The organism is Micromonospora sp. SYSU B005 (assembly GCF_055362685.1).
This window is the reverse complement of sequence record NZ_JAXCFU010000009.1, coordinates 61,122-75,823: the sequence shown is the minus strand read 5'-3', so window position 1 is coordinate 75,823 and position 14,702 is coordinate 61,122. Positions and strand designations below refer to the sequence as shown.

Here is a 14,702-nt window from a genome sequence, read left to right as displayed (position 1 = left end):
CGGCCAGCTTCGGAACGCCGGCGGAGCAAGGGCCGCGCGCCCAGGTGGTAGCGCGTGCGGCCCATTCAGGGCCGCCCTGACAACGTGAGGAAGCGCCTCGCCCGCCGCCCGGCCTACCTGCTCGATTTCACGGACGGCGTTGGCCTTGGCAGGCGACAGGGATCAATCTGACTGCTACGTCTTCGGAATCGCCGAAGCCGCTGACGGTCTGCAGCAGGCCACGGGCACGGTAGTAGTCGCGCAACGGCTCCATCTGCGCCTGGTGGTTCTCCTGTGCATGCGCGTAGGTGAGCAGGAGTTCCTGGCGTCGCACGGCGACCTGGGGATCGAGTTCCATCCGTCGTTCCACCCGGCGCTGAACGGCGAGGTGGAGTTGGTCCTCAGTCAGGACGAGTTCGATCACTGTGTCGGGAACATGGCCGCTCCGCGTCAGCAACTCGGCCTGACGGATCGTGCGAGGGAAGCCGTACAGCACCCAGCCACCGTCGACGTCGGCTAGTGCGCCGGCGACGGCTCTGACCATCAGTTCGTCGGTGACAAGCTGTCCGGCCTGCATATAACCGTTCGCCTCTTCGCCCAGCGGAGTCTGCTGCTGTACATGCTCGCGGAAGACATTGCCTGCGCTGACGACCTGCAGGCCGAAGGCGCCTGCCAGCGCCGACGCAGCGGAAGCCAGGTCGATGACCGGCCCGGCGATGAGGGCCACGTCAGGCATGTGCGCTTCCCTGTTGTGCGCCGAAGAGAGCCAAGCTAGCAGTGTACGTGGTTCCGGTGGGCTGCCCCGTACGAGATCGAAAAAGGCCGTCTCCGACTGGCGGAAACGGCCTTTGAACTGGGTGGAGCTGAGGGGATTTGAACCCCTGACCCCCTCGATGCGAACGAGGTGCGCTACCGGTCTGCGCCACAGCCCCTCCGCCGGCGAACCAGCGTCGGTCCCACCCGGCTTTCACCGGGCGGGCCGACGACAAGGCTAACAGGTCGCGCCCCCACGACGCGAACCGCCCCGCCGCCCCGTAGATCTTGGAAGGAAAAGGCCCCCGGAGGGACCCAAAGCTTCCAAGATCGCCAAGGAACCGCGCGCGACGAGGCGGGCGAGGCGGTCAGGCGCCTCGGCCGGACTGGTAGGGGCGTCCGCGCAGGCCACCTGCCCGCCGGTAGGACACCGAGCCGCCGCTCGCCGCCGGTGGCAGGTCCGCGGGACGGTCCAGCCCCATCGCCGTACGCCGGACCGCCTCGCGCTGGGCGGCCAGCCGGCGCTGCGCCTCCCGCCGGGCCGCCGCGCGCCGGGCCTGCTCGCGGCGCACCTCGGCCTGGCGGGCGGCCAGCCAGGCCGCCTCGCGGGCGTCCGCACGCCGCCGCCGGCGCTCGGCCAGGGCACGCTGCCGCAGGTGTACGACGTACGCGACGAGCAGCGTGCCGGTGACCGAGACGCTGATCCAGAACCCGGGTCCGACGAGCACCACGCCGCCCAGCTCGACCAGGTTGAGCAGCAGCAGCGCGGCCAGCACCCGGCGCCGGCGGTAGATCGCCGGGGTGTGCCGTCGGCGGGGCGGGTGCCGTCGGCGGGACTGGGCCGGCACCGCGGAGACGGGCCGGAGTCGCCCGGAGCGCCGGCGCAGCGGCGGCGCGGAGACCGGACGGGCAAGACTACCCGTGTCGAAGTCTTCACTGAGGGTCACAACGAGGGAGCGCGGCGGGTGCAGCGGTCGCCGCCCGGGCACGGTGCGCCGTCGACGCCGGCGCTGGAGCACCCGCGCCGTCGACTGCGCCCGCTCCGCCACCAGCCGCTCGGTGGCGTCGTACCGGCGGACCAGCGCCGGAGCGAGGGCGAGCAGACCGGCGGCGGCGAGGACGGCGAGGAGCACCGACGTGGGCACCCTCACCCCTCCCGTCACCAAAGTTCTCCGGCGAGCGCCGACCGCCGCAACTTCTTCCGTCGACCGTCGTTTACGGCGCACTTCGTGCGGGCGGGCAGCGCTTGCCACAGCTTGCAGTTACTTGAGGTTACGGGCCGCCGACCCGGTTCACAGTGCGCCGCGCCGGGCGTTCGCCTCAGCGGCGGTTGTCACGTACGCGGTGCCACCGCGCCAGCAAGCCGCCCTCGGCTACTACTTCCTCGCCCGTCATCGCGTATCCGATGTGGTCGCGCCACGCGCCGTCGATGTGCATGTAGCGCACGTGATAGGCCTCCTCGCGGAAGCCGAGTTTCTCCACCACCCGCCGGGACGGCGTGTTCTCCGGCCGGATGTTCACCTCGATCCGGTGCAGACCGCCCGGCCCGAACGCGTGGTCCACGGCGAGCGCCACAGCGGTCGGGATCACGCCGCGACCGGCCACCCGGGAGTCCACCCAGTAGCCCACGTACCCGGAGCAGAACGCCCGCCGCACGATGCTGCCCACGTTCACGTGGCCGACCAGCCGCTCCTGCCCGTTCTCGCGCAGGCAGACGGCGAACGGCATGCCCTCACCGGTACGCGCGGACTTGCGCTGGTCGGCGTGCACCAGGCGGAACGCTGCGGGCGAGTTCGTCTCGTACCAGCCGCCGGGCACATGGGACTCCCACGGCGCCAGCCACTCCCGGTTCGCCCGCCGGATCTCCGACCAGGCGGTGGCGTCCGATCGCCGGTACGGCCGCAGCACCACCGGACCGTCCACCAGCACCGCCGGCCACCCCGGCGCCCGCCGGAACCTCACGGAGCCGGCCTTTCGCTCGCGACTGCGGGGCTCGCAAGCTCACTCCTCGCGCTCACCGGCGCCGGTCCAGCAGGAGAACATCCACCGTAGACCCGGCGGCGGCGGTGGTGACCCGCTCGCCGAGCACCAGCAGGCCGTTCGCGTCGGACAGGCCGGACAGCGTGTACGGGCCACCGGCGAGCGGCTGCACCGTGTACCCGCCGCCGCGCCGCTCGGCCACGTGCGCGGGCCGGAACTCGCGCAGGCCCACCGGGGACGAGACCGTCTCCAGCAGGTGGGCGCGGACGCTCGGCCGGAACACCGGCTCGGCCCCGGCCAGCAGCTGGATGGCCGGCCGGGCCAGCACCTCGAAGCCGATCAGCGCCGCGCCGGGCTCACCGGGAAGACACACCACCGGCACCTCCTCGGCGCCGACCGTACCGAACCCGAGGGCCGTTCCGGGATAGAGGGCCACCTCTGTGAAGGTGACCGGCCCGGCCCGGCCGCCGTCGCGACGGGACAGGATGCGGCGGACCATGTCGCCGGGGCCGGTGCCGGTGCCGCCGGTCGTGATGATCAGGTCGGCGCGCAGCGTCTGGTCCTCCAGCAGGCCGCGCAGCGCCTCCGGGTCGTCGTCGCAGATCCCCACCCGGTACGCGAGCGCGCCCGCCTCGGCCGCCGCCGCGGTCAGCGCGTGCGAGTTGGTGTCCACCACCTGCCCGGGCTGGCTGCCCCGGCCCACGTCCACCAGTTCGTCGCCGGTCGCCACGATGACCACGCGCGGGCTGGGCCGCACCACCACGTGCCCGATGCCGGTGGCGGCGAACACCGCGACCAGGGCCGGTGAGACGTACGCGCCGGCGCGGGCGAGCAGCGTGCCCGCGACCAGTTCCTCGCCGGCGCGGCGCAGGCCGTACCCCCGTTTGGGGGCGCGGAAGATCTCGACGGCGGCCATGCCCTGGTCGGTCCACTCCACCGGGACGACCACGTCCGCGCCGATCGGCAGCGGCGCGCCCGCCGCCACCGAGAAGCAGGAGCCGGGGGTGAGCCGGACCGGCCGCCAGCTCGCCGCGCCCAGGTCACCCACCACGTTGAGGCGGATGCTGCGGCCGCCGGGCATACCGGAGGGGGCCGGGACGTAGCCCGGCCCCCGACTCCCACCGGAGATGTCCTCCCAGCGCGCGGCGTACCCGTCCACCGCCGCCTGGTCGAAGGCGGGGTACGAGTGCGGGGCGACCACGTCCTCGGCGAGCACGTTGCCGTATGCCTGGGTCAGGTCGAGGTCGAGTGGAGGCAGCGCGCGTAACCTGCGCAGCACACTGCCCAGGTAGTCGGCGAGCGGCGTCAACTCGTTCGCGGCCGCCTCGGCGTCGGCCGTCGCGGTCATGTATCGGCACCGCCGGACGCGTCGCGGATGCCGTTGAGGACGGCTGCGGTGACTGTCTCGTCACCGTTGTTGACGAACTCGGTCAGCCACTTGCGGAACTCGGCGCCCAGGTCGTCCCGCTCGGCGGCGATCTGCACCACGGTCTGGAGGTAGCCGAGCGGCATGCCGGTGTCGTAGCGGGTGCCCCGGTAGACGATGGCGTGCACCGGCACCCCCTCGGTACGCAGCAGCTCCATCGCGTCGGTCAGCTGGATCTCGCCGCCGCTGCCCGGCTGGGTACGCCGGATCGCGTCGAAGATCCTCCCGGGGAGCACGTACCGGCCGAGGACGGCGAGGTTGCTGGGGGCGTCGGCCGGGCTGGGCTTCTCCACCATGCCGGTGACCTTGACGACCTCGGCGATGTCGGCGTACTCCGACTCGGCCGGCTCGACCGACGCGATGCCGTACCGGCTGGTCTCGGCCGGGTCGACCTCGAAGAACGCGAGCACCACGCCGCCGGTGCGGGCCTGAAGCTCCAGCATGGCCGGCAGCAGCGGCTCGGACGGCTTGACGAACTCGTCGCCGAGCAGCACCGCGAAGGGCGCGTCGCCGACGTGCGACTCGGCGTACCCGACGGCGTGGCCGAGACCGAGCTGTTCCGGCTGGCGGACCGTGTAGATCGCGGCGAGTTCCTCGGTGCGCTTGACCTCGGCCAGCAGCTCGGGCTTCTTGGCGAGCCGTTCCTCCAGGTCCGGCCGGCGGTCGAAGTGGTCCACCATCGAGGTCTTGCCGCGACCGGTGATCAGCAGGATGTCGTCGATGCCGGCCTGCGCGGCCTCCTCGACGATGTACTGCAGGACCGGGCGGTCGACGACCGGCAGCAGTTCCTTGGGAACCGCCTTGGTGGCCGGCAGGAACCGGGTGGCCAGGCCGGCGGCCGGGATCACGGCCTTGACCGCGCGGGAGCGACCGGGGGTCGCTGAGGGGTTCGCTGAGTGCTCCGACATGTCGCGAGACTATCGGCCACGGCTCTGCCGCGGCGGGTGAGGACCGGAAGACGCGCCGCCCTGGACGGTGCCCGCCGGGTCCGCCGCGCCGGCCCGGGGCAGCCCGTCCGGCGGGCTGACACCGGCGGCCACCACCGGGATCTCCTGGGTGGGCACCGGATCGGGCGCCGGGGCGAGCCGGTAGCCGTCGCGTCCGGCGGCCTTCGCCGCGTACAACGCGTCGTCGGCGGCGTCGAGCACCTGCTGGCCGCCGGCGGCGTGGTCCGGGTAGACGGCGATGCCGATGGAGACGGTCACCGGCACCCGCACCGGCTCGTCGCCGCTCCCCTCGACTGTCACCGGCTGGTCGCGTACCACCGCGCCGAGCCGCTCGGCGACGATCGTGGCGCCCCGGGCGTCGGTCTCCGGCAGCAGCACCACGAACTCCTCGCCGCCCTGCCGGAACGCCAGGTCCACCTCGCGGATCACGCCGCGTACCCGGCGGGCGAACTCGACCAGCACGGCGTCCCCGGCGGCGTGGCCCCAGGTGTCGTTGACGTTCTTGAACCGGTCCAGGTCGAGCGCGAGGACGCTGAGCATCCGGCCGAACCGGTTCGCCCGCTCCACCTCGCGGCGGATCGACTCACGCAGGTAGCGGTAGTTCCACAGCCCGGTCAGCGGGTCGGTGAGGGAGAGCCGCTGGGCCTCCTCGTGCACCCGGACGTTCTCCACCGCGACCGCCGCGTGCCCGGCGAACGTCCGCAGCGTCACCACGTCGTCGTCGTGGAACCCGTGCCCGCCGAGCCGGTCGTAGAGCACGAGTACGCCGAGCGCCGCGCAGGCCGAGCCGGGCGGGTCGCCGTCGGCGGGCGGGTGGCCGGGCCGGTCCGGGCCGCGCGGCTCGGTGCCGCCGGGGGTGGCGAACGGCACGGCCACGTACGTCTCGCAGGTCGGCTCCCCGGTCGGCGTGTCCGGCGGCGCCCACCGTCCGCGCAGCGGTTCGCCGGTGGCGGCCACCGCGCCGAGCACCCCGGCGCCGACCGCGACCCGCAGCGTCGCCGGGTCGGCCGGGTCGCTCGTCGGCCAGCGCCCGGTCAGCCCTTCCACGCACCGGCCGACGAGGACGCCGTCGCCGTCGACGAGCAGCACCGCGCCGGCCCGGGCGCCGGTGGCGGCGATCGCGCTGTCCAGGATCACCCGCAGGATGCGTTGCAGGTCGTGCGTGCTGGCGAGCGTGTCACCGAGCACCGCGAGGTGGTTGCGGAGCTGGTCGCGGCTGCTGGTCAGCGCCGTCACGTAGGTGCCGGTCTCCCGGGTCATCCGGTTGAACGCGCTTGCGAGCCGCCCGATCTCGTCGCGGCTGCGCACCGGCACCCGGGCGCTCAGGTCGCCGCGTGCCACCCGGTCCACCGCGCCGGCCAGCTCACCGAGCGGCCGGGTGGTCACCCGGGCCAGCCGCCAGGCCGCCAGCACGGCGAGCAGGGCGGCGAGCGCGACGGCGGCGATCAGCGCCCCGTACAGGCCGGGCGCGCGCTCCCCCGGCACCGACAGCACCAGTGGGAGCGGCTGACCGGGAGACGGACCGACCCGCCGCACGTACCGGCCGTCGCCGGTGCCTGTCACCCGGTTCCCGTCCGCCTTGCCGGCGGCGGCCAGCACCGCTGCGCGTACCCCCTGGTCCTCGGTCGTGTGGGTGATGCCGCCGGGGTCGTCGAGGAGGGTGACCCCGACGCCGGTCACGGCGGCGAGCCGCGCCACGAAGGCCCGGTCGACGGGCTGGGCGGCGGCGACCGCGCCCAGGTCGGTGCCGGCCGGGTCGCGGAGCCGGACCTGGGCGGAGAGCGCCGCGACGCCGGTGGCTGGTGCGCCGGCGCAGTCCTGCCAGCGCCCGGCCGGTCCGTCCGGCGTGGTGTAGGTGGTGCGGCCGGCGGCGTCGGCGATCAGCACGGCGGCGGCCAGCCCTCGGGCGACCACCTGGTCGGCCGCGCGCGACCGGACGACCGGGTCGCCGACCAGCGCGACCGCGTCGGCGGCCGCGCGGAGTTGCTGGCAGAGCGCGTCGATCGAGGTACGCACACCGGCCGCGGCCAGGCCCAGCCGTTCGGTGGCACGACTGCGGTCGACGGCGCTGAGCGTGGTCCCGACGAAGAACGCGCCGAGCAGGACGGGGCCGAGGACCACCGCGAGGAAAGCCGCCGTCAACCGCCCGCGTAGCGTCAATCTTCCCCCCGGAAGTTCCGCTCCCTTGGTGCGATGCTGACACAGAGCGACCATTAGGCAAGCGTTGCGTCAGGAGTGTTGCGTGCCGGAATTTTCGGATGAAGCGCACGATGCGAAGCGGGAGATGCGCATCGCGCTACTCGCCGCGCGCCGGTCGCTGTCCGCGGCCGACCGCGCGGTGGCGGCCGCCGCCGTCCAGGCCGAGCTGGTGACGTTGGTACGCCGCCTGCGCCCGGCCAGGATGAGCGCGTACGTGCCGGTCGCCTCCGAGCCCGGCGGGCACGACCTGCCGGACGTGCTGCTCGCCGCGCTGCCGCCCGACGCCGAACTGCTGCTGCCGGTGCTGCGCGAGGACCTGGACCTGGACTGGGCCCGTTACACCGGCCCGGAGTCGTTGCGCGCCGCCGGCCGGGGTCTGCGCGAGCCGACCGCACCGCCCCGGGGGCGGACCGCGGTGGCCGGAGCCGCCCTGGTCGTGGTGCCGGCGGTGGCGGTGGACCGCCGGGGTATCCGGCTGGGCCGCGGCGGCGGCTCGTACGACCGCGCGCTGGCCCGGGTGCCCGCCACGGTGCCGACGGTGGCACTGCTGCACGACGGCGAACTGGTGGAGGCGGTGCCCGCCCTGCCGCACGACCGCCCGGTGCACTGTGTGATCACTCCGGCGGACGGGCTGGTGGCGGTCCCGGGTGTGGGGCCGGGCGCTTCCGCTGGACGAATGCGGGGGTCATGACGCACCATTGGCACTCGAAGACCACGAGTGCCAGAAGGCCGTGCCGAAGATCCGGAGGAGAACGTGCCCACGTACCAGTACGCCTGCACCGCGTGCGGCCACCAGCTCGAGGCGGTGCAGTCCTTCTCGGACGAGCCGCTGACCGAGTGCCCGGCGTGTGAGGGGCGGCTGCGAAAGCTCTTCAACTCGGTGGGCATCGTGTTCAAGGGCTCCGGCTTCTACCGTACGGACTCCCGTTCGTCCGGTTCCGACAACGGCTCCTCGACCACGAGCAATCCGGCCAAGTCCGAGTCGTCCTCGTCCTCGTCGTCGTCGGACTCCTCGTCCTCGTCGTCCGGCTCGTCTTCCTCGTCCGGGTCGTCTTCTTCGTCCGGTTCCGGGTCGACGGCGAGCAAGGCACCGGCGGCGTCCAGCTCGTCCTGACCCGCTGCTCGCACGCGACACGTGGCCGTTCCCGCTCGGGGGCGGCCACGTTCCGTTCGCGGCGGATGCTCGCCGGGCTCGGCGAGGTTGCCGCATCGGCCGGTGGCGGATGCTCGCCACCTCGGCGAGGTTGCTGCGTCGGAAGGTGGCGAATGGTCGCCACCTCGGGGAGGTTGCTGCATCCGCCGGCCCGGAAGCAGCAACCTCCCCGAGCTGGCGGTCCCGGCCGCACCGGGCCTCCGCGCTGGTCCCGGGGAACGGTTTTCCACAAGCGGGCGGGTTATCCACAGGGGCGGGCGGTGGGGCGGCGGGAGCCGGGCGGCGGGGCCTAGCCTGCGGTCGGATGGTCGGCCGGCGGTGGGAGGCAGCGGTGACGGATGGCGAGGCGACGTTGCGTCCGGTCCGCTGGCGCGGGCTGCCCCGGCGCCGGACGCTGCTGCGGGTGACGCTCGTCGCGGTGCTGCTGGGGCTGGCCGCCGCGGTGCTCCAGACGCCGCCGTCCTGCCCACCACCCCGTGTCCTGCCGGCCGCCTCGGCGACGGCGTCGCCGTCCGGCGGCACCCCCGCCCTGCCGGCCGGTGCGGTCGGCGTACCGATCCGGCTGGCCGAGCCGGCCGCCCTCGCGGTGCTGCGCCCGGGTGCCCGGGTCGACCTGCTCGTCGTGCCGGCCGGCGGTACGCCCGACCCCACGCTGCTGGCTCCACGCGCCCTGGTGCTCGACGTGGTCGGCGCCACCGGAGCGGTCGACGGCTCCTCGGCGCTCTACCTGGCGCTGCCGCCGGAGCAGGCCCGGCGGGCGGTCGGGTTGCCGGAAGGCAGCCGCTTCGCCGTGGTGGTACGCGGCTGACGCGAGCCGGCGAGCAGCCCGCCGCGGCGCGATCAGCCCCAGTGCGGGGGACGCTCGGCGAGCAGCCAGTCGTCGTTGCCGCCGGGGCGCTCGCCCCAGCCACGGTCGGTGTCGTCGCTGGTCTGCTCGGGCAGCACCACGAAGTCGTCGCTGAGGTCGACCACGCGGTCGTCGTCGCGCGGTGTCCGGATGGCGGGTTCGGTCACGATCAGCAACGATACCGCCGAACGGGCCGCCGGCTCGATCTCCGGACCGGCCGGATCGCCCCGAGCCCGGCCGTACCGGGCCGGGAGCCGTCGGAACGCCACACACCGGGCGCCACGGGCCGGGGTGGCGGTGATCGACGCGTCGGGCGGCCGACCGGCCCGGGGCGTTGGTAGCGTCGGACGGCGTGACGACGCCGAGCGGTGGCAGCCCCGACGACGAGACCTGGCGACGCCCGGACCAACCGGCCGGGCCCGCCGGGCAGCCCGAGCCGGCCGCCCTCCCAGCAGAACCGGCCACCCTCCCGGCGGAACCGGCCGCCGCCGAGGGCGTCGAGACAACCGGGCCAACCGCCGGCACCCCGGAGGCGGCCGGGAACGCCAGCCCGTGGTCGCGCGAGGCGGCCACCGAGAGCCCGTGGGCCCGGCCGGAGGCGGCAGGCGGCTGGACGGTGGCCGGCGGCCCGTGGCCGGGCACGCCCGGCGCCGGCCCGCCCGCCGTTGGCCCACAGTTCGGGGGCGCGCCCGCCGGCAGCCCGCCGCCCTCGGGATACGCGGGACCGCCGCCGAGCACGCCTCCGCCGCCCGGCTGGCGGCCGCCGGTACACGTGCAGCCGTCACCGCCCCGCCGGCTCCCGCCGCAGGACATGGCCGCGATGGACCAGGCGGAGCAGCGCGCGCAGCGGCTCACCTACGGCATCGGGGCGGCCGTGGCGGTGGTGCTGGTGCTGCTCACCTGCCTGCTCTGCTCGCGGGTGCTGTTCTGACCCGCAGCGGTCAGACGACGCCGTCCCAGACCATCTTGGCGCCGCTGTCCCCGGTCAGGTAGACGTACACGAGCGCGAAGACCGCGAGCACCGCCACCACGACGGTGAGCACGATCGGTAGCCAGCGGGGCAGGTTCCGGCCCGCGACGAAGCGGCTCGTCGACAGCACGAGCAGCAGCGCCACCACGCCGAGCCCGAGCGCGAACCAGAACAGCGTGTCGCCGTACTCGGCGTGCTCGTGGATCTGCTGCAGCCGGTCCGGCGGGTAGCCCTTCGCGCGCAGGGCCTCCTCCAGCTCCTCGCCGGACTCGGTCGCCACCCAGGCGACGATCGGGGTGACCACGGCGAGCGCCGCGACCGCCCAGCCGAGGCGGGGCCGCCAGCGGGGCAGCACCCCGTACGCGACGGCGAGCAGTGCCAGCAGCGGCACCAGCACCACCGCCGCGTGGATGACGAGCACGTGGACCGGCAGACCGTTGATTTCCCTGAACACCGACACCTCCGGCGAGTGGGTGGTTTGGCGCGCTCAGCGTACGGCGTGACGCCGCCTTCCTCGATACACGCACGCGTGGCGGCTCCGGTTCACCTGTGGCCCCGGCCACGGGTGAACAACGCTCGCTTGTCGGCCCGCCTGCCCCGTGCTGTCATGGATCCATGTCCACAGGTGAGGAGCTGCTCCGGTCGAGGGGCCTACGGGTCACCCGGCCGCGTCTCGCCGTGCTGGACGTGCTCTCCGCCGGCGGTCACCTGGAGGTGGACGAGATCACCCGGCGGGTCCGCCGGCGGATCGACTCGGTCTCCACCCAGGCCGTCTACGACGTGCTCGGCGCCCTGTCCCGGGCCGGCCTGTCCCGTCGGATCGAGCCGGCCGGCAGTCCCGCGCGGTACGAGGCCCGGGTCGGCGACAACCACCACCACGTGGTGTGCCGGGGCTGCGGGGAGATCGCCGACGTGGACTGCGCGGTCGGCAGCGCCCCCTGCCTGGACCCGAACGTGGCGCACGGCTTCGAGCTGGACGAGGCGGAAGTGACCTTCTGGGGCCTCTGCCCGGCCTGCCAGTCCCGCCGCTCCGCCGACGACTGAACCGGAGCGCCGAGGACGGCCCGCCGCACCGAGGACGGCCGACGACGACGCGTGGCACTCTTGATCGGTGGACACCGAAGACCTCGGCCTCTTCGGTCCGGGATCGGTCACGTGGAAGGTGCACGAGGAACCGATCCTGATCGTCGCCGGCCTGCGCTCCCTCTACCTCCAGGCGCTGCATCCCCGCGCGATGGCCGGCGTCGCGCAGAACAGCAACTACCGCACCGACGCCTGGGGGCGGCTGGTCCGCACGGCGACGTACGTGGGGACGACGATCTACGGCACCACCGCCGAGGCGGAGGCGGCCGGGCGACGGCTGCGGACGCGGCACGCCCGGATGCGCGCCACCGACCCGTTCACCGGTGAGGAGTTCCGCGTCGACGATCCGGACCTGCTGCGCTGGGTGCACGTCACCGAGGTGGAGTCGTTCGTGAGCACCGCCCGACGGGCGGGGCTGGCGCTCACCGACGACGAGGTGGACGGCTACTACACCGAGCAGCGCCGGTCGGCGGCCCTGGTCGGGCTGGACCCGGACGACGTGCCGGGTACCGCCGCCGAGGTGGCGGACTACTACCGGGACGTACGCCCGCAGTTGCGGATGACCCGGGAGGCGGCCGAGACGGCGGTGTTCCTGACCGCGCCGCCGATCCCGTGGAAGGTCAGCCTGCCGGCGCGGGTGGGCCTGAACCTGGGGCCGCCGCGCTGGGCGTACTTCGGCATCGCCGCCACCGCGCTGGGGATGCTGCCGCCGTGGGCGTTGCGGCTCTACGGCGGGCTGGGCCTGCCCACCACCGCCCTGTCGGCGGACCTGAGCGCGCGGGCGCTGCGACTGGCGCTGGCCGCGGTGCCCCGGCGCTACCGGGAGGGCCCGTTGCAGCAGGCCGCCAAGGAGCGCGCCGCCCGCCTGGCCGCGGCCTGACAGTGCCGCACACTCACTCCGGGTCGGCGAACCGCTCGACCGCGGACCAGGGCTCCTTGCCCGGGGTTTGCGCGCCGGTCGGGCAGGTACGCCGGTAGTCGCACCAGCCGCACCGCGGACCCGGCTCGGCCGGGAACGCCGCGTCGGGGTCGGTGCCGTCGGCCACCGCGCGCTCGGCGGCCATGATGTCGCGGGCGGTGTCCTCGGCGCGGGTGAGCTGCCGGTGCAGGGACTCCGGCGTGTGCTCGTGGGCGGCGACGGTGCCGGTGGGCAGGTGGTGCAGCTCGACCCGGCGGCACGGCTTGCGGAACACCCGCTCGGCCGCGTACGCGTAGAGCGCGAGCGCCTGCGAGCCGCGCGCGTCGTCGGTGTCGAGGCCGGTGCGGCCGGTCTTGTAGTCGACGATGACCAGCTCGGGCCGCCCGTCCGGACCGGGACGCGAGTCGATCCGGTCGGTGCGGCCGTTGAACGCGAGCACCGCGGTCTTGACCGCGACCACCCGTTCCACGCCGACCGGCTCGTCGGCCGGGTCGAGGCCCGCCACGTAGCTCTCCAGCCACGTCAGCGCCCGCCGGAAGGCGTCGCGCTCCTGCTCGTCGTCGCGGTAGCCCTCGCGGACCCAGGTGCCCTTGAGCAGCGTGCCGAGCACCTCGGGGCGGCGGCGGTCGGGGGCCAGCGCGTACCAGTTCTTCAGCGCGGTGTGGACGCTCGCTCCGAGCGAGTTGTGCGCCCACGGCGGGCCCTTGGGCGGCGCGGGCCGGTCCACGTAGGCATAGCGGTAGCGGCGGGGACAGTCCGCGTACGCGCCGAGTTTGCTCGGTGTGCAGACGAACAGGCGCTCCGGCATGCCCTCGAAGCCGAGCTGCTCGGACTGCTCGGCGCGGGGTCGGGGAGCCCGGGAGCCACTGGCTGCTGACTGTCGTCGCACCCGGAGAATCCTGCCATCCGGGTACGACACCGGACGAGCCCGCTCAGGCGTTGTTGAGGTACTGGGTCACGAACGCGGCGATCGCGTCGGCGATGAGCTGCACGGCGATGGCGGCCAGCAGCAGGCCGGCGATCCGGGTCAGCACCTCGATGCCGCCGGGGCGCAGCACCTTGACGATCCCGCCGGAGAAGCGCAGCACCACCCACACGGTCACCATCACCGCGACGATGGCGAGCCCGATGGCGAGGTAGTCGACGGCGCCGCCGGCCTGCTGCACGAACAGCATGGTCGCCACGATGGCGCCCGGCCCGGCCAGCAGCGGGGTGCCGAGGGGTACCAGCGCGATGTTGGAGGTGACCTGGTTGCTCGGGTCGTCCGCCTTGCCGGTCAGCAGCTCCAGCGCGACCAGGATCAGCAGCAGGCCGCCCGCCGCCTGGAGGGCGGGCAGGTCGACGTGCAGGTAGGCCAGGATCGTCTGCCCCGCCACCGCGAAGATCACGATGACCCCGAGCGCCAGCGCCACGGCCTGCCAGGCGGCCCGGTTCCGGTCGCGCGCGGGCAGCGGCCCGGTCAGCGCGAGGAAGATGGGCATCATTCCGGGCGGGTCGACGATCACCAGCAGGGTCACGAAGACCTCGCCGAAGAGCTTGAGATCCACGCGGACACGGTAGCCGTGCCGTCGGATCGCTTCAGCTCGAAGCGACAGGGGTCACCCCGCGGGCCAGCGCGACGATCCGCTCGTACGCCTCGGGCCCTGTGGTGTGCGCGCCGAGCCGCACGGTCTTGTGCGTGCCGTGGAAGTCGGACGATCCGGTGACCAGCAGTCCCAGGTCGGCGGCGAGCCCGCGGACGTGCTCCCGCTCGGCCCGGTCGTGGTCCTCGTGGTCGGCCTCCAGCCCGGCCAGGCCGGCCGCGGCCAGGTCCGCGATCAGCTCGTCCGGCACGATCCGGCCGCGCCGGCTGGCCTTGGGGTGGGCGAAGACGGGCACGCCGCCGGCCGCCCGCACCAGCGCCACCGCCTGGAACACCTCGATGTCGTCCTTGGGCAGCCGGTACCGCTCGCCGAGCCAGTCCGGCCCGAACGCCTCGGTGGTGGTGGCGACCAGACCGGCCCGGATCAGCGCCTGCGCGATGTGCGGGCGGCCGACGGTGCCGCCGCCCGCGCCGGTCAGGATCTCCGTCCAGCTCACCGGGATGCCGTCGGCCTGGAGCAGCCGGACGATGCGCTCCCCGCGTTCCTCGCGGGCCCGGCGGACCCGGGCCAGTTCCGCGGCCAGGTGCGGCTCGGCCGGGTCGAACAGGTACGCGAGCAGGTGCAGCGGGATCGCCGGTTCGGCGCCGAACCACCGGCAGGAGATCTCCGCGCCGCGGATCAGGGTGAGCCCGGGCGGCAGCGCGGCGACGGCGGGAGCCCAGCCGGCGGTGGTGTCGTGGTCGGTGAGTGCCACCACGTCGAGCCCGGCGTCGGCGGCGGCCCGGACCAACTCGGCGGGGGTCAGGGTGCCGTCGCTGGCGGTGGAGTGGGTGTGCAGGTCGATGCGGGCGGGGACGCTCACC

At 74.3% G+C, this 14,702-nt stretch carries 17 protein-coding genes, 1 tRNA gene and 1 pseudogene; 6 read left to right on the top strand and 13 right to left on the bottom strand.

Features of this window, described 5'->3' with window-relative positions; translation table 11 throughout:
• Positions 1–127: 127 nt before the first annotated feature.
• From SM452_RS20825 to SM452_RS20795, 7 genes are all read right to left on the bottom strand, one after another.
• Entirely contained in the window at positions 128–715 is a 588-nt protein-coding gene (locus SM452_RS20825) for a nucleoside monophosphate kinase (RefSeq protein WP_355514430.1), read from the bottom strand.
• A 122-nt stretch (positions 716–837) separates the two neighbouring features.
• Positions 838–911, bottom strand: a tRNA-Ala gene (locus SM452_RS20820).
• A gap of 189 nt (positions 912–1,100) precedes the next feature.
• Complete coding sequence (sepX, locus tag SM452_RS20815; protein ID WP_355514433.1) at positions 1,101–1,883, bottom strand: divisome protein SepX/GlpR; 783 nt, start codon at positions 1,881–1,883, stop codon at positions 1,101–1,103.
• 169 nt (positions 1,884–2,052) lie between these two features.
• Positions 2,053–2,694: a GNAT family N-acetyltransferase gene (locus SM452_RS20810; protein WP_355514435.1), complete on the bottom strand. Its 642-nt coding sequence runs from the start codon at positions 2,692–2,694 to the stop codon at positions 2,053–2,055.
• Between the two features lie 52 nt (positions 2,695–2,746).
• Positions 2,747–4,060: a molybdopterin molybdotransferase MoeA gene (locus SM452_RS20805; RefSeq protein WP_135243213.1), complete on the bottom strand. Its 1,314-nt coding sequence runs from the start codon at positions 4,058–4,060 to the stop codon at positions 2,747–2,749.
• Positions 4,057–5,046, bottom strand: coding sequence for a UTP--glucose-1-phosphate uridylyltransferase (locus SM452_RS20800; protein WP_262012646.1), 990 nt, complete (start codon positions 5,044–5,046; stop codon positions 4,057–4,059). Before SM452_RS20800 ends, SM452_RS20805 begins: the two co-directional genes overlap by 4 nt.
• Positions 5,047–5,055: 9 nt before the next feature.
• Positions 5,056–7,245: a GGDEF domain-containing protein gene (locus tag SM452_RS20795; protein ID WP_262012647.1), complete on the bottom strand. Its 2,190-nt coding sequence runs from the start codon at positions 7,243–7,245 to the stop codon at positions 5,056–5,058.
• An 82-nt stretch (positions 7,246–7,327) separates the two neighbouring features.
• Here SM452_RS20795 and SM452_RS20790 point away from each other — a divergent pair, with 82 nt between their 5' ends.
• On the top strand, positions 7,328–7,975 hold the full coding sequence (locus tag SM452_RS20790) for a 5-formyltetrahydrofolate cyclo-ligase (RefSeq protein ID WP_410054891.1): 648 nt from the start codon (positions 7,328–7,330) through the stop codon (positions 7,973–7,975).
• A gap of 27 nt (positions 7,976–8,002) precedes the next feature.
• Positions 8,003–8,131 (top strand): annotated as a pseudogene (locus SM452_RS20785) (FmdB family zinc ribbon protein); the annotation flags it as partial.
• Between the two features lie 62 nt (positions 8,132–8,193).
• Here the strand turns inward: SM452_RS20785 and SM452_RS20780 are convergent.
• Positions 8,194–8,412, bottom strand: a complete 219-nt coding sequence (locus tag SM452_RS20780; protein WP_262012762.1) for a hypothetical protein — start codon at positions 8,410–8,412, stop codon at positions 8,194–8,196.
• 356 nt (positions 8,413–8,768) lie between these two features.
• On the opposite strand from SM452_RS20780, the gene SM452_RS20775 reads away from it, so the two are divergent.
• The gene (locus tag SM452_RS20775; protein ID WP_262012649.1) at positions 8,769–9,245 is read left to right on the top strand and encodes a flagellar biosynthesis protein FlgA; all 477 of its coding nucleotides are present in this window, start codon (positions 8,769–8,771) and stop codon (positions 9,243–9,245) included.
• Positions 9,246–9,277: 32 nt separating this feature from the next.
• Here SM452_RS20775 and SM452_RS20770 read toward each other — a convergent pair whose 3' ends face one another.
• A complete protein-coding gene (locus SM452_RS20770) occupies positions 9,278–9,451 on the bottom strand; it encodes a hypothetical protein (protein WP_463840523.1) in 174 nt (57 codons plus the stop codon).
• A gap of 185 nt (positions 9,452–9,636) precedes the next feature.
• On the opposite strand from SM452_RS20770, the gene SM452_RS20765 reads away from it, so the two are divergent.
• A complete protein-coding gene (locus SM452_RS20765; RefSeq protein WP_463840522.1) occupies positions 9,637–10,215 on the top strand; it encodes a hypothetical protein in 579 nt (192 codons plus the stop codon).
• A gap of 10 nt (positions 10,216–10,225) precedes the next feature.
• On the opposite strand, the gene SM452_RS20760 is transcribed toward SM452_RS20765, so the two are convergent.
• Entirely contained in the window at positions 10,226–10,708 is a 483-nt protein-coding gene (locus SM452_RS20760; protein ID WP_262012651.1) for a DUF2231 domain-containing protein, read from the bottom strand.
• A gap of 161 nt (positions 10,709–10,869) precedes the next feature.
• On the opposite strand from SM452_RS20760, the gene SM452_RS20755 reads away from it, so the two are divergent.
• Positions 10,870–11,298: a Fur family transcriptional regulator gene (locus SM452_RS20755; protein ID WP_194798708.1), complete on the top strand. Its 429-nt coding sequence runs from the start codon at positions 10,870–10,872 to the stop codon at positions 11,296–11,298.
• A 67-nt stretch (positions 11,299–11,365) separates the two neighbouring features.
• Positions 11,366–12,217 carry an oxygenase MpaB family protein gene (locus tag SM452_RS20750; RefSeq protein WP_463840521.1) on the top strand — a complete coding sequence of 284 codons (852 nt, stop codon included), beginning with the start codon at positions 11,366–11,368 and terminating at the stop codon, positions 12,215–12,217.
• A gap of 13 nt (positions 12,218–12,230) precedes the next feature.
• Here SM452_RS20750 and SM452_RS20745 read toward each other — a convergent pair whose 3' ends face one another.
• From SM452_RS20745 to SM452_RS20735, 3 genes are all read right to left on the bottom strand, one after another.
• Positions 12,231–13,064, bottom strand: a complete 834-nt coding sequence (locus SM452_RS20745; RefSeq protein WP_262012763.1) for a RecB family exonuclease — start codon at positions 13,062–13,064, stop codon at positions 12,231–12,233.
• A 124-nt stretch (positions 13,065–13,188) separates the two neighbouring features.
• Positions 13,189–13,803 (bottom strand): MarC family protein, encoded by a 615-nt coding sequence (locus SM452_RS20740; RefSeq protein WP_013283903.1) that lies wholly within the window; start codon positions 13,801–13,803, stop codon positions 13,189–13,191.
• A gap of 31 nt (positions 13,804–13,834) precedes the next feature.
• Positions 13,835–14,701: a PHP domain-containing protein gene (locus SM452_RS20735; protein ID WP_194798711.1), complete on the bottom strand. Its 867-nt coding sequence runs from the start codon at positions 14,699–14,701 to the stop codon at positions 13,835–13,837.
• Position 14,702: the final 1 nt, after the last annotated feature.